10 protein-coding genes and 3 pseudogenes are annotated in these 13,797 nt (G+C 55.8%); 7 read left to right on the forward strand and 6 right to left on the reverse strand.

The window, feature by feature from the left end; all coding sequences use genetic code 11:
• The first annotated feature begins 220 nt into the window (after positions 1-220).
• The 7 genes from OA238_RS07970 (at position 221) to OA238_RS08000 (ending at position 8,371) form a co-directional block, all read left to right on the forward strand.
• Positions 221-1,693 (forward strand): ABC transporter substrate-binding protein, encoded by a 1,473-nt coding sequence (locus OA238_RS07970; protein ID WP_338042824.1) that lies wholly within the window; start codon positions 221-223, stop codon positions 1,691-1,693.
• A gap of 11 nt (positions 1,694-1,704) precedes the next feature.
• Positions 1,705-2,514, forward strand: coding sequence for an SDR family NAD(P)-dependent oxidoreductase (locus OA238_RS07975; protein ID WP_015494795.1), 810 nt, complete (start codon positions 1,705-1,707; stop codon positions 2,512-2,514).
• Positions 2,515-2,575: 61 nt separating this feature from the next.
• The gene (locus OA238_RS07980; RefSeq protein WP_015494796.1) at positions 2,576-3,886 is read left to right on the forward strand and encodes a M24 family metallopeptidase; all 1,311 of its coding nucleotides are present in this window, start codon (positions 2,576-2,578) and stop codon (positions 3,884-3,886) included.
• 60 nt (positions 3,887-3,946) lie between these two features.
• Positions 3,947-4,924, forward strand: a complete 978-nt coding sequence (locus OA238_RS07985; RefSeq protein ID WP_015494797.1) for a thiamine pyrophosphate-dependent dehydrogenase E1 component subunit alpha — start codon at positions 3,947-3,949, stop codon at positions 4,922-4,924.
• A 13-nt stretch (positions 4,925-4,937) separates the two neighbouring features.
• A complete protein-coding gene (locus OA238_RS07990; RefSeq protein ID WP_015494798.1) occupies positions 4,938-5,930 on the forward strand; it encodes an alpha-ketoacid dehydrogenase subunit beta in 993 nt (330 codons plus the stop codon).
• Positions 5,923-6,936 carry a biotin/lipoyl-containing protein gene (locus OA238_RS28825; RefSeq protein ID WP_015494799.1) on the forward strand — a complete coding sequence of 338 codons (1,014 nt, stop codon included), beginning with the start codon at positions 5,923-5,925 and terminating at the stop codon, positions 6,934-6,936. Before OA238_RS07990 ends, OA238_RS28825 begins: the two co-directional genes overlap by 8 nt.
• 10 nt (positions 6,937-6,946) lie before the next feature.
• Positions 6,947-8,371, forward strand: coding sequence for an NAD-dependent succinate-semialdehyde dehydrogenase (locus OA238_RS08000; RefSeq protein WP_015494800.1), 1,425 nt, complete (start codon positions 6,947-6,949; stop codon positions 8,369-8,371).
• A gap of 668 nt (positions 8,372-9,039) precedes the next feature.
• Here the strand turns inward: OA238_RS08000 and OA238_RS08010 are convergent.
• From OA238_RS08010 to istA, 6 genes and pseudogenes are all read right to left on the reverse strand, one after another.
• A pseudogene (locus OA238_RS08010) lies at positions 9,040-9,744 on the reverse strand (transposase); the annotation flags it as partial.
• Between the two features lie 39 nt (positions 9,745-9,783).
• The gene (locus OA238_RS08015) at positions 9,784-10,683 is read right to left on the reverse strand and encodes an IS3 family transposase (protein ID WP_015494801.1); all 900 of its coding nucleotides are present in this window, start codon (positions 10,681-10,683) and stop codon (positions 9,784-9,786) included.
• On the reverse strand, positions 10,680-10,976 hold the full coding sequence (locus tag OA238_RS08020; RefSeq protein WP_015495240.1) for a transposase: 297 nt from the start codon (positions 10,974-10,976) through the stop codon (positions 10,680-10,682). The genes OA238_RS08015 and OA238_RS08020 overlap by 4 nt, the downstream gene beginning before the upstream one ends.
• A gap of 62 nt (positions 10,977-11,038) precedes the next feature.
• Positions 11,039-11,440 (reverse strand): annotated as a pseudogene (locus tag OA238_RS34950) (transposase); the annotation flags it as partial.
• The gene (gene istB, locus OA238_RS08025) at positions 11,355-12,236 is read right to left on the reverse strand and encodes an IS21-like element helper ATPase IstB (protein ID WP_015494802.1); all 882 of its coding nucleotides are present in this window, start codon (positions 12,234-12,236) and stop codon (positions 11,355-11,357) included. The pseudogene OA238_RS34950 and the gene istB, both read right to left, overlap by 86 nt.
• Positions 12,233-13,721, reverse strand: a pseudogene (gene istA, locus OA238_RS08030) (IS21 family transposase). The gene istB and the pseudogene istA overlap by 4 nt, the downstream one beginning before the upstream one ends.
• Between the last annotated feature and the right edge of the window lie 76 nt (positions 13,722-13,797).

Below are 13,797 nucleotides of genomic sequence, written 5' to 3' on the forward strand. Positions count from 1 at the left end.
GCCCAGCACCCGGACTTTCAGTGACTTGGATGTTTTGAACTTTCTGCAGGCATTTACCAGCGAGATCGACTCCGCGATTTCCGTATCATCGCCAAATCCTTTTCTGAATATGACAGTCTTTTTGATACGCAGTCATGCAGAGGGTCGCGTTGTTACTTCGTCAACGATGATCGCCGCATCGGAGGTGCCATATGCGACTGGCCGCCGAAAGCTGGAAGAAATGATCGCTTCGGGCCAGATTGAACTACGCCCACGGACCAAATCGGGAAAGACATTTTCGTTGCACCCCAGCGCTGATCTTCTGGATCATTGGAACCGGCTCGTGGGTCGTATCGTCCGTTTAGCAGGTCAACATCTGGGTGCGGGACGGGGCGAAGACTACTATTTCGGTGGCTCTTATCTGGCTGCCCATCCGATCAAACCGCCACAGGTCTTGGTGGAACCTCTCGCACTGTCGGGCGGTCTACGCATCCTGGTACATGGTGATCCGACCTTTATGGTGATGGAAAATCTCAAGCGTCAGTTCGAACAGGTCATTGGCGTCAAAATCAACCAGCGCGCATTTTCAATCGACCGTCTACACGAAGAAGTCTTGCGCAATGCAGACCGCAAATTCAGCCGCTATGATATCATCGCCGTAGATTTGCCGTGGATAGGTGAATTCGCCGAGAACAATATTTTGCTACCGCTTGACGACGTGCTCGACACCGAGCGACTGGACCCGAGCGATTTCCACACTGCGGGCTGGTCAGCTGCGCATTGGGGCGGCCGGCCCTACGGCGTGCCCAGCCAGACCACGCCAGAGCTATTGTTTTATCGAAAGGATTGGTTTGCGGAGGCGGGGTTAGAACCGCCATCCACTACGCAAGAAGTTCTGGCCGCCGCACGCGTTCTTCATGATCCGCAGCGCGGCCGATACGGCGTGACGTGGAATGCGGCGCGCGGGACAGCGTTAGGTCATGAATTCATGATGGCCTGTGCCGCTTGCGGTCAGCCAGTTATCAATCTTGAACCGATTGCCGGTGGCTTTAACGCAGATGTGGCGACCCGCCGCGATCTTGAGCCCACGATCGATACGCCTGCCGCATTGGAAGCCGCCGAATATCTTAAGGCGCTGCTGGAATTTTCACCCCCCGATATCCTGTCGATGTCGTGGTATGAACGTGTTCGCCCATACGCCGAGGGCAAGGTCGCGATGGCCTACGGCTACACACTTCTCGCGCCGTATTTTGAGCTTGACGAAAACTCTCCTGCGCATGGGCAAACCGGCTATTTGCCGCACCCTGCAGGCAAATCGGGCGCTCAGATCGCACCCGTTGGAGGCTACGTTCTGGGCATTCCGGCCAATTTGTCTAAGGTTCGGCGCGCCGCTGCGGCAGAGGCATTGATCGCGTTTACATCGCCTGAAGCGCAAAAGCTTTATGTGCAAAGCGGGAGCCGCACCAGCCCGCGCTATTCCGTTGGCGCAGACCCAGAAGTTCGCCGCTTGTCGACAATATTCGAGGCCGTGGACGCGATGTCTTGGCGCGATGAGCTTCAATACTGGCCACGTCCACCCATTCCGCAAATCTCAGACATCATCAAGATTTGTGGTCAAGAAATGCACGACATGCTGCGCGGGATCAATTCCCCGCAGGTGGCGTTGCAAAAGGCGCAACAGCGCTCCGAACAGATACTAAAACCCGGATCCTAAGGGAGGACACCATGGACCCCACTCGCCTCAAAGGTAAAAATATTCTGATCACCGGTGCTGCGCGCGGCATGGGCGAAGCCAATGCCATAAGCTTTGCATCCCAAGGCGCCAACATCTGCATTGGTGATTTGGAACTGGGCGAGGCGCAGAAGGTTGCCGAGCGCATAAATGCAGACGGAAATGGCAAAGCTATTGCTGTCAAAATGGACGTCACCAAGCGTGAAGATAACGCCGCTGCCGTCGCCGCGACCGTCGAAGCCTTTGGGTCCATTAACATTGGCGTCTTCAATGCCGGTCTGAACAAGCCGCGTTTCTTCATGGATATTGATGAAGACAACTGGGACATGATCATGAACGTCAATACCAAGGCGATGTGGCTTGGCATGCAGGAAACGGCCCGCCAGATGATCGCCCAAGGTCCGATGGAGGATCATCCTTATAAACTGATCAACGTCGGTTCAATCGCGTCACGCAAGCCGCTTTTGGATGTCACCGTATATTGCACGTCAAAATACGGCGTCCTCGCGCTGACCCATTGTGGTGCGCTCGGTCTGTCCGAACACAACATCACCGTCAACGGCTATGCCCCCGGCGTGGTTGTGACCCCGCTGTGGGAACAGCTGGACAAGGACCTCGTCGATATTGGGTTCAAGCAAAAAGAGGGTCAAGCCTACGAGGATATCGTGCGTGATGAATTGCAGATAAAGCGGGTGTCCTACCCCAAAGATATCGTCGGCACCGCGTCCTATCTCGCCTCTGACGACAGCGACTACATGACGGGTCAGATGATCCATATCGATGGCGGCTGGTGCATCCAGTAGTCCGTCAAATCCCATTTATAGAATTTAAAGTGGTGGCATACGCCACCTGAAGGAGACCCCAATGTCTGATCGTCCATCCAATGCCCTCATGCCCAACTTGCTTACACCGCAAGATATCGAACCGAACTGGCAATGGGAGGGTAAAATTCCTGCGTGGGGTCATTCCTCAGTTGATTTTGAAAAACGGGTAGATCACGACCGTCTGCGCCGCTACCGTTTGGGCCGCACGCGTCAGGCACTCAAGGATTCCGATTGCGGAACGCTGTTGTTGTTTGATGTGAACAACATCCGCTACGTGTCTGCGACCAAAATTGGTGAGTGGGAGCGCGACAAGATGTGCCGCTTCTGTCTGCTGACGGGCGATGACGCGCCCTATGTTTGGGACTTTGGGTCCGCAGCAATGCACCACAAGAAACATTCGGATTGGTTGGTTCCAGACCACTGTCGTGCAGGAGTTGTCGGCATGCGCGGAACGATCCCGCCCAGCTTTGGCTTGATGAAAAAATACGCCGAAGAAATTGCGGGCTTGATTGAAGACGCGGGCATGAAAGGCATGCCGGTTGGTGTGGATTACGCCGAAACCGCTATGTTCCATGCCCTGCAAGAGGCTGGCTTGAACGTCGTGGACGGACAGCAAACCATGTTGGCCGCTCGCGAGATCAAGAACTGGGACGAAATCCAGCTGTTGACGCAAGCCGCCAGCATGGTCGATGGCGTTTACCACATGATCTACGAAGAGCTAAAACCGGGCATCCGCGAGAACGATATCGTCGCCATGTCCAACAAAATGCTTTATGAAATGGGGTCTGACGACGTTGAGGCAATCAACGCGGTGTCCGGTGAGCGATGCAACCCGCATCCGCACAATTTCACCGATCGGTATTTCCGGCCCGGCGATCAGGCATTCTTTGATATTTTACAATCATATCAGGGTTATAGAACCTGTTATTATCGTACCTTCAACATCGGAATGTCCACGCCAAGTCAACGTGATGCGTATGAAAAAGCGCGCGCTTGGCTCGATGCCTCGATCGCGATGATCAAACCAGGTGTGACGACGGATAAGGTGGCGGCGGTCTGGCCCACGGCGCAATCGCTTGGCTTCCCAGATGAGTTGTCCGCGTTCGGCCTCCAGTTCGGCCATGGCCTCGGCCTTGCGCTGCACGAACGCCCCATCATCAGCCGCGCAGTCAGTTTTGAAAACCCGATGGAAATCAAAACGGGCATGGTCTTCGCGCTGGAAACCTACTGCCCTGCATCCGACGGATATTCGGCTGCGCGGATCGAAGAAGAAGTTGTCGTGACCGACACCGGTTGTGAGGTCATCAGCTTGTTCCCTGCTGCAGAACTGCCCATCGCAAATCGTTACTAACTTCCCTGACCTGCCCGTTTCAGTTCCTAGCTGGAACGGGCACTTTTTTTGGATACCCCCATGAGTGATGCCAAAACCAACACCGAAGAATACCTGCGCATGTACCGCCAGATGGTCAGGATTCGCACGTTTGAGGATAACGCCAACCAACTTTATCTGTCCGCGAAGATGCCCGGATTGACGCATATGTATTCCGGCCAAGAAGCTGTTGCCGTTGGCATCTGCGAAGCCCTGAAAAAAACCGACAAAATTACGTCGACGCACCGTGGCCACGGACACTGCGTTGCTAAAGGCGCGAACTTCAAAGAGATGTTCTGCGAGTTGTTGGGCAAAGAAGAAGGCTATTGTCGCGGCAAAGGCGGATCGATGCACATCGCCGATCAGTCCAACGGCAATCTTGGGGCCAATGCGATTGTCGGCGGGTCCATGGGCATCGCCACTGGCTCAGCGTTCACGGCAAAAATGCTCGGCAAAGATGACGTTACCGTGTGTTTCTTTGGTGATGGCGCGACGGCGCAAGGGATTTTGTACGAGGTCATGAATATGGCCGCGCTTTGGAATCTGCCCGTCATTTATGCCTGCGAAAACAATGGCTACTCAGAATACACCAAGACCGCTGAAATCGCGGCAGGGTCGATCACAGCCCGTGCAGAGGCTTTTGGTATCGAGGCTTTCACCGTCGATGGGCAGGATGTCCTTGCTGTGAATGAACTGACCGAAAAACTGGTGGCGCGGTCCCGCAAAGGCGAAGGCCCGTTCTTCATTGAATTGATGACATATCGCTATCACGGCCACCATGTTGGCGACATTAATCGCGAATATTATCGTTCGAAAGACGAAGAAAAACTTTGGAAAACCGAACGTGACCCGATCACAAAGTTCGCCACTTGGTTGACCAAAGAAGGCATTGCCAGCGACGCAGATCTCGCGGCGATTACGGCGGAGATTTCGGCCGATGCCGCCGCCGCAGTCGAATACGCGCTTGCTGCAAAATACCCTGACACATCTGAAGTCGACCAGCACGTTTTCGTGGCTTGAGGAGAAATAGACTATGAGAGAAATCACCTTATCCCAAGCCGTTAACGAAGCCTTGGCAGAAGAAATGCGCCGCGATCCGACGACGTTTATCATCGGTGAAGACGTGGCAGAGGCTGGCACGCCGTTCAAAATCCTATCCGGCTTGGTTGAAGAATTCGGCACCGGACGCGTTGTGGATACACCCATCGGTGAACCCGGTTTCATGGGCCTTGCCGTGGGTGCGGCGATGACCGGAACGCGCCCCATTGTGGATTTAATGTTCGGCGATTTCATCTTTTTGATCATGGATCAGTTGTGCAATCAGGCGGCCAAAACCCACTATATGTCGGGCGGTAAATTAACGGCTCCGCTCGTGTTGCGCACAAACCTTGGCGCGACTCGGCGTTCCGGCGCGCAGCACAGCCAATCGCTGCACGCGCTGGTCGCACATATTCCTGGTCTAAAAGTTGCAATGCCGTCGTCGGCATATGAGGCCAAGGGCCTGTTGAAAACCGCGATCCGGGACAACAATCCGGTTGTCATCTTCGAAGACAAGCTGATGTATCAGGACAAGGCCGAGGTGCCTGAGGAAGAATATTTGATCCCGTTCGGTATTGCGAACGTCAAACGCGTGGGCTTCGATATCACCCTAGTTGGCACGTCATCAATGGTGCAGGTGGCTGAAAAAGCTGCGGAAATTCTGGCTGCTGAAGGCATTAGCGCCGAGGTCATCGACCCGCGCACCATTGTGCCGCTGGACATGGACACGATCAACGAAAGCGTGCGCAAGACCAGTCGTTGCATTGTCATCGATGAGGGCCACCAAAGCTTTGGCGTAACCTCTGAAATCGCGGCGCGGATTATGGAGCAATCGTTTTACCACCTTGATGGTCCCGTCATCCGCATGGGCGCGATGGACGTGCCGATCCCGTTTTCACCCGCACTGGAAGACATCACCGTGCCCACGCCCGAAGGCGTCGCAGCGAATGCGCGCAAGCTTATGGCCGGGGAGATGTTTCATGGTTGATGTCATCATGCCCGCCCTTGGGATGGCGCAAGACACCGGCAAGCTGCTGCAATGGCTCAAGCAACCCGGAGATCCGGTGGCCGTGGGCGATCAGTTGTTCGAGGTCGAGACCGACAAATCTGTGATGGAGGTCGAGGCGAGCGAGGCGGGCTTCCTCACCCAAGTCAGCGCGTCTGACGGGGACGAGGTTCCTGTCGGGCATGTCATCGCGGTGATCAGCGCCACAGCCGACAATGTGGTTGTGGCCGCAGCACCGAAACCCGCGCCCGTTCCCGATTCCGTCGCTGAGCCGCAAAAAACACCCGTTGCGCCGGTCGCAGCCACCGTTCCTGCGGCTGCGCCGATGTCATCCACGGGGGTATCCACTGGCCGCGTTCTTGCGTCGCCCAAGGCCAAAAGGCTGGCGAAAGAACAAGATCTTGATCTTGGCGCATTGGCGCAGGCCGGACATCCGCAACCCTATCATGTCAGCGACCTTGAAGTCCTGCGCAGCCTGCCAGTGATCGGCGCCAGCCCCAGCGGGCAAACTGTCATCTTGGTCGCCACCAAACAGATCACCGCACGCTGCCCGCGCCAAGGGTCACGTGACTTTATCGACTGGATGGAAACGGACGGCGCGATCACTGTGGTGCCGACTGCCATATTCGCCAGCTTCGCCGCTGGTGCATTTCGCGCTGCCACCGAAGCGGCGCTTGTCGTGGTGCAGGTATCTGGCCCCGACAAGGATGACGTCTTTCTGCGCAATCCCGACTATTCGCGGCTATCCGTTCCTGCGCCCGAAACTGACGACGATGCGACGTTCGTGCTGCACGATCTGAGCGACAGTTTTCTGACTTCGCTGCGTTTGGGCGACACAACTTTGCCAACTCTCAGCATCGGGGCGGACGGCGACAGTTACGCGATCACATTTGAATTCAGCAGCGAGCATATGGTCGACGATCAGGCCATCGCCTTCGTCTCCGGTCTTGCGCGGCGACTGGCCGATCCGCTGCACCACCTCGTTTAGGAAAACACACATGGAATACACCGACCTTTATATTAATGGCGCATGGGTAAAAACATCCGAGCGTTTTGATGTGATCAATCCCGCCACCGAAGAGGTACTGACGTCCGTTGCCTCGGCTGACATTGCAGACGCAGACGCCGCCCTTGATGCGGCTGAGGCTGCGATGGCGCTCTGGGCAGCGCAGACACCGCGCCACAGATCTGAGGTGCTGCGCAAAGCATGGGAATTGATGACAGCCCGACTGCCGGAATTCGCCAACCTGATCACGCTGGAAAACGGCAAGGCCCGCGCGGATGCCATTGGCGAAGCCACTTATGCCGCCGAATTCTTTCGCTGGTTTTCTGAGGAAGCCGTGCGTGCTGATGGCATGATCACCCACGCGCCTGCGTCCGGCGCGCGGATTATCGTGCAGCACAAACCCGCTGGACTTGCGGTGTTGGTGACTCCATGGAACTACCCCGCTGCCATGGGCACCCGCAAAATAGCACCGGCTTTGGCGGCCGGTTGTGCCGTGATCATCAAACCAGCATCTGAAACGCCGCTGACCATGCTGGCGCTCATGCCGCTGCTGGAAGAAGCGGGCGTGCCAAAGGGCCTTGTGAACGTCCTCCCGTCGCGCAAAACCGGCGCGCTGGTCGACCATATGCTGCATGATCCGCGCGTGCGCGTTGTCAGCTTTACTGGCTCGACTGGCGTTGGGCGAAAATTACTGCGCTCTGCGGCCGACCTAGTTCTGAAACCGGCGATGGAACTGGGCGGCAACGCCCCATTGATCGTGTTTGAAGATGCCGATCTTGATGTAGCTGTTGAGGGCGCGATGCTCGCCAAAATGCGCAACTTGGGGGAAGCCTGCACCGCCGCAAACCGCTTTTATGTGCACGCGGATGTTGCCGAGGCCTTTACCTCGAAATTTGTTGCAGCCATGGCGGCTCTGAAAATGGGTGACGGAACTGACCCAACCGTTGACGTTGGCCCCTTGGTCAACGCCGACACCCGTGATCAGGTCGCAGCCTTCGTGGATGACGCCGTGGCAAAGGGTGCGCGTATTGAATTGGGCGGCAAAGCGCCAGACGGTGTCGGTTTCTACTATCCGCCGACCGTTCTGACGAACGTGTCTCAGGACGCCAACTGCGTCGCGGATGAAATCTTCGGCCCCGTTGCCGCAATCCAGACCTTCACTGATCAGGACGACGTAATCGCCCGCGCCAATGACACCGAATACGGGCTGGTCGCCTATGTGTTCTCCGAAGATATGAAGCGCGCGTTGCAGGTTTGCGAACGTTTGGACTACGGCATGGTCGGTCTGAACCGTGGCCTTGTCAGCGATCCCGCAGCACCGTTTGGCGGAACAAAGCAATCCGGACTGGGCCGTGAAGGCGGTCATGAGGGGATGCTGGAGTTCATGGAAACTCAATACATTTCAGCAAGTTGGTGACGTGATGTCAGAAGAAGCCGACTAGTCGGGCAGGGTGACGACCTAGCAATACTTGGGCTCTTTGCATTGCATATGTTTCCACAGGAGGTGGTTCAAAGCCGATGTATTTGACCCGCCCGCTATGGAACACGAGAGCATTTGACAGAACGGCTCAGAATGGTGCACTGGTGGGCTGGGTTTATAGATTTATTGAACCGCACCGAGCTTTCCGTAGGCTAATTTGTTGGCTCTTCTCCGCTTTGTTGAGTAAGAAAAGCTGCCGACCATCAAGTAACCTATTGATATGTTAGGTTTCTGACAACTTTACATAGGGCAGGTATATGACCAGCGTCTCTTTCTTGCTTGTGTTGAGAGGGTAGTGGGTCGCTTGTTAGTGCAGAGCGACAGCAATCCAAGGGAGTGCGATGAAGATGATAGTCATACAGACAACACCGATGATATCACCGTAGATGCTGTCTTCGAGACGTTTGAGGTGCTTAAGCACAAGCAGAGCCTCCTTCGTTATGGGGACTTTCGGGGCAGTTGAATCTGTGTCCAAAGCTAAGACATGGACATTTATGCCACCTGCTATCATTCCATTAAGCAGCCGAGGCTGCTCTTGCTTAGATGTGATCAAGCTGTGACTGGACGGAACGTGTCAACGACTTTGAGACAGTGGCTTTTGGACTTTAGGCTTGGGTTTCTTCGGTTGGTTTTGGTGGGTTGATCCAGACGGCGGTCGGGATTTGAGGCGGTTTTGGTGGTTTGTGTACGAAGCGTTCGGGCGTGGCGAGGAATGCCGCGTCTAGTGTTGCTTGTCGCGCGGTGTAGATTTCTTGGGCCTGCCCAAAATGGATTTGGTCGGGCGTCATCAGACCAATCCCGGCGTGATGATGGTCTTGGTTATACCATGCAAAGAACCTGCGGCAGAATGCGCGAGCCTGCTCGATGGTTTCAAAGTTCTTGGGGAACTCTGGCTGATATTTCAGTGTTTTGAAGTGGGCTTCGGAGAACGGGTTGTCGTTTGAGGTGTGGGGCCGACTGTGGAACTTGAGCACACCAAGATCAACCAGCATCAGGGCTGTCGTCTTTGCCTTCATGGGCCCACCGCGATCTGCATGCAATGTCAGCTGATCGCGTGGAACCTCGTGTTTTTCCATCGCGTCGATGAACAGCTCTTTGAACTGGCTGGCGCTCTCCGCGTGCTCGACGCGCCAGCCAACAACGCGGCGGCTGAAGATGTCGAGGATGACATAGAGATAGAAGTAGGACCATTTCACCGGGCCCCTCAGCTTGGTGATGTCCCAAGACCAGACCTGATTGGGGGCTTCAGCTAGAAGTTCAGGCTTTTGATAGACGGGATGTGTGCGCTGTCGGCGGCGTTCGCCAACTTTGAACTTCGTCCCGTTTTCCGGACAGTTTGCTTATTGACCCTATGCTGCCATTTTCCAAGTCATATCTTCGAAAGCCTGTTTTGGCGTTTTGTAGCCGACGCCTGAATGACGGCGCTGGCGGTTGTAGAAGACCTCAATGTATTCGAAGATGGCGGCCTTGGCCTCAGCGTGTGTTCTAAAGCGCCGCTGGTGAACCATCTCCTTTTTCAATGAAGCAAAGAAGCTTTCCATCGGCGCATTGTCGAGGCATTGGCCCTTGCGGCTCATGGATTGAGTGAGTTTCGCCTTTTTGATCAGCTTGCGATAGTCCCCGCCAGCATATTGGCCGCCCCTATCGGAGTGGTGTATCAATCCCGGAACCGGGCCTCTGCGTCCCAGAGCCATCTCGAGGGCGGCGCAGCAAAGCTCCGCACGCATGTGATCCTCCATCGCCCAACCGACGATCTCACGCGTAGCCATGTCCTTCACGCCAGCCAGATAAAGCCAGCCTTCGTCCGTGTCGATATAGGTGATATCCGCCAGCCAAACGGCATTAGGCGTCTGGCTGTGGAATTTCTGTTCCAACAAGTTTGGGGATGGCTTCAGCTTATGATTGCTGTCCGTTGTGATTGGCTTTCTACGCTTGCGAAGAAGCGGGGACACCTTGTGTTCCTTCATTATTCTCGCAACACGGCGCTCGGAGACGACCTCACTATCCGCCAGTAAGTCTTGGTGAATACGCTTTGATCCACAACATTTCTTACTGGCCTTGAAGAAGGTTTTTATCTTGGGAAGCAACGCCTGATCCCGAGCGTCGCGATTAGCTTGACGCTGATCACGTGCAGGCTGACTGGCTGGGAACCCGTAGAACCAGCCCCGGGATATCTCTAGAAGACGGCATAATATTGAAACCGCGTATTGAGCTTTATGGGCGGTGACGAAAGCACGCTTGTTCGTCATGGTTTCACCGCCCGCGCCGCGAAAAAAGCGGATGCTTTGTGCAAAATCTCCACTTCCTCAGCAAGCCGCTTGTTGTCTTTGCGAAGGCGGAGCAATTCAGCCGCATCCGCCTGCTGACGCCGTTTGGCTTCAACTGAGCCAAACGCCTCAATTTCCAAGCGCCACGTCTTCAGCTGCGTCCCAGTGATCCCAAGCTCCTTGGCAACGCTGCCTTGCGTCGCACCAGGCTCATATAACCGCTCAACTGCAGCTGCCTTATAATCGTCTGTATAATTGCGTCGATGTTGTCCCATTTGGTGCCCCTTTCACGGACTGGGGTAAAGTACCCCAATGTCCGGCAACAGGGACGAAGTTCATCCGCCTGATCCAGACGGCGCCGCAAGGCTGTCACCTCACGGTTGGCCTTGGCCAGCTCAGCTTGCAATGGATTGGCAGGTGCCTTTTGTGGGCCACGGCGCATTGGCTGCAATGCACCCAATGTGCCGGCCGCCCGCGCACGGCGCCAATCGGTCAGTGCAGAGGAATAAAGCCCCTCCCGCCGTAGAATGGCGGAAACCCCGCCAGTGTCTGCCACTTGGTCCGTCTCATCCAGAATGCGCAGTTTGTATTTGGCTGTGAAGTTGCGTCGCTTCGGGATGCTCGTCAGTTCCGCTGTGGGAGCCAACGGCGCATTAACAACGCGGGGAGGCGACGTCGGGGCCAAAACGGCTCCAGATCCAGCATCTGGCGAAAGTGGTGATTGTGAAGGCATAACCATGGGTTCGTTCTCCTACGCCCTCAAGTGTAAACTTTAGCCAGTCAATTGTCTCACGCTTATTGGCACGGAGGGGGCGGTAGCTTTCGCCATTCATCTCTAGGATGTTGACGTGGTGGGTCAGGCGGTCGAGGAGTGCGCCTGTCAGGCGTTCTGACCCAAATGTTTCTGTCCATTCGTCGAATGGCAGGTTGCTTGTGATTAGCGTGGATCCGCGCTCGTAGCGTTGGGAGATCAATTCAAACAGCAGCTCAGCGCCGGTTTTGCTCAGTGGCACAAAGCCCAACTCGTCGATGATCAGCAGCTTGTAACCCACCATCTGCTTTTGAAGCCGTAGTAGTCTGCGTTCGTCTCTGGCCTCCATCAGCTCATGGACGAGTGCGGCGGCGGTGACAAATCCAACGGACATGCCTTTCTGGCATGCTGATAGGCCAAGGCCCAAGGCGACATGGGTCTTGCCGGTGCCCGAGGGGCCAAGCGAGATGACATTCTCACGCCGTTCGATCCATTCGCAACGCGCCAACTCCAGCACCTGCATCTTGTTCAGGGCGGGGATCGCCTTGAAATCGAAGCTGTCCAGACTTTTAACGGCTGGGAACTTTGCGGCTTTGATCCTGCGCTCGATCATCCTGCGTTCCCGGTCAATCATCTCCAGTTCGATTAGACGTGCAAGGAATTGCACATGGTCCAATCCCTCGGCTGCGGCTTGCTTGGCCAGTTTGCTGTATTCCCGCAGAACGGTCGGCAGCCGCAGCGATTTGAGGCGGTGGTCCAGAAGGATTTGGGGAGCTTCAGTCATGCTGATTGCCCCCGCATCAAGGACATGTAACTGGCTGCAGATGTTGTGCCGACATTGGCCTTGGGCAGATAGGGATAGACATCCAGATCCAGCTTGGGTGGCCGCTGCTCGACTTGGCAAAGCACAAGATGTTTGACGGCATCAAAGCCAATTGCGCCCATGCGCAGCGCGTTTTTGATGGCGATGTGCAGGTCCCCCATCTCGAAGGTCTCCAGCAGCCGCAAGACCTGTACATACTCACGCCGCCCCGCCTTGATCATTCGGGCTTCCATCAAGCGGCGCAGGGTCGCAAATTCGTCCGGCAAGTCCCAGCCCGCCAAAGGGGCGGCTTGATCCAATGCGCCCGCCTTCTGCTCCAGCAGGGGCAAGTAGTGGATCGGGTCAAAGACCATGTCTTCGCGGTCCCAGCACCTTGGGTGGCGGGAAATGACGTCGCCACCACAGCCAATCACAACCTGATCGACATAGCCGCGTAGCCAGACGTCACGATGGCTATAGGCAACCGGAACGGAATAATCGTTGGTTTTATAGCGCACCAATGCTTGCGAGTTCACTTGGCCGCTGGCCTGATCACAGGCATCGAACGGAGATGCTGGCAGATCCATCATGGCCTCAAGATCGCGGGCCAAGCGTTGCCCGATGCTGTCGCTATGCCCGCGCAAGACATCGTTCTGGCGCTTGCGGCATTGCTCTTCCAGCCAAAGATTGAATGCCTCCCACGTGGCAAAATGAGGGATGGGCACCATGAAGTTGCGCCGGGCATATCCGACCAGACCCTCAACGGCGCCTTTATCGTTGCCCTTGCCCGGGCGACCATAACGATCCTGGATGAAGTAATGCGACAGAAACCCGCTGAACAGTTTGGTCCGCTTGCGTGAACCGTCTGGCAGGATCTTCGCAACAAGGCACCGGTCGTTGTCGTAGAGAACCGACTGCGGCACCCGCCCGAAGAAGGCAAAGGCATGGACATGGCCATCAACCCAGGCCTCGGAGACCGCTGCAGGATAAGCACGCACAAAGCATGCGTCGCTGTAGGGCAGATCCAGTGCAAAGAAATGTGCCTTCTGCTCCACACCGCCGATCACGACCATCACCTTCGCCAAAATCCGCCTGAGCGTGGCCAGGCGCATGTGCCAGTGGGACAAACATCTCTCGATGGTGGCGGCCATGTTCCCGGACATAGTTCTTGACCGTGGTTTGCCCGCCTCGAAATTGATGCTCGTCCCGCAGACGTTCAAAAATGCGCTTGGCCGTGTGGCGTTGCTTACGGTTCCGGCTGAGATCGTCTTGCAGCCATTGATCAATGAAGCCGGTAAAGCCAGCAAGCTTGGGCCGCTTGATCTTCGCAGTTCGTTGATATCCGGGCGGAACCGAAAAGCTCATCATCTTCTTCACGCTCGCGCGCGATATCCCAAAATGAACGGCTGCTGCTCGTTCGCTCATGCCACCTCGACGTGCGAGGCGGACCTTTCTGTAAAGTTCCACGCTGAAAATACCCCCGCCCTCCCTGAAAACAGAAAAGACTAAAGTGGCAAAGTTTTACTTTGCCTGCAGCAAGATA

It is taken from the genome of Octadecabacter arcticus 238 (assembly GCF_000155735.2).
Taxonomy (GTDB): Bacteria; Pseudomonadota; Alphaproteobacteria; order Rhodobacterales; family Rhodobacteraceae; genus Octadecabacter; species Octadecabacter arcticus.

What these genes read in the sequence shown, in the direction of transcription:
- OA238_RS07980 (WP_015494796.1), top strand. Translation starts at nt 2,576, where the DNA reads ATGTCTGATCGTCCATCCAATGCCCTCATGCCCAACTTGCTTACACCG.
- OA238_RS08015 (WP_015494801.1), bottom strand. Translation starts at nt 10,683, where the DNA reads ATGACGAACAAGCGTGCTTTCGTCACCGCCCATAAAGCTCAATACGCG.
- OA238_RS08000 (WP_015494800.1), top strand. Translation starts at nt 6,947, where the DNA reads ATGGAATACACCGACCTTTATATTAATGGCGCATGGGTAAAAACATCC.
- istB (WP_015494802.1), bottom strand. Translation starts at nt 12,236, where the DNA reads ATGACTGAAGCTCCCCAAATCCTTCTGGACCACCGCCTCAAATCGCTG.
- OA238_RS07990 (WP_015494798.1), top strand. Translation starts at nt 4,938, where the DNA reads ATGAGAGAAATCACCTTATCCCAAGCCGTTAACGAAGCCTTGGCAGAA.
- OA238_RS07985 (WP_015494797.1), top strand. Translation starts at nt 3,947, where the DNA reads ATGAGTGATGCCAAAACCAACACCGAAGAATACCTGCGCATGTACCGC.
- OA238_RS08020 (WP_015495240.1), bottom strand. Translation starts at nt 10,976, where the DNA reads ATGGGACAACATCGACGCAATTATACAGACGATTATAAGGCAGCTGCA.
- OA238_RS28825 (WP_015494799.1), top strand. Translation starts at nt 5,923, where the DNA reads ATGGTTGATGTCATCATGCCCGCCCTTGGGATGGCGCAAGACACCGGC.
- OA238_RS07975 (WP_015494795.1), top strand. Translation starts at nt 1,705, where the DNA reads ATGGACCCCACTCGCCTCAAAGGTAAAAATATTCTGATCACCGGTGCT.
- OA238_RS07970 (WP_338042824.1), top strand. Translation starts at nt 221, where the DNA reads ATGATCGCTTCGGGCCAGATTGAACTACGCCCACGGACCAAATCGGGA.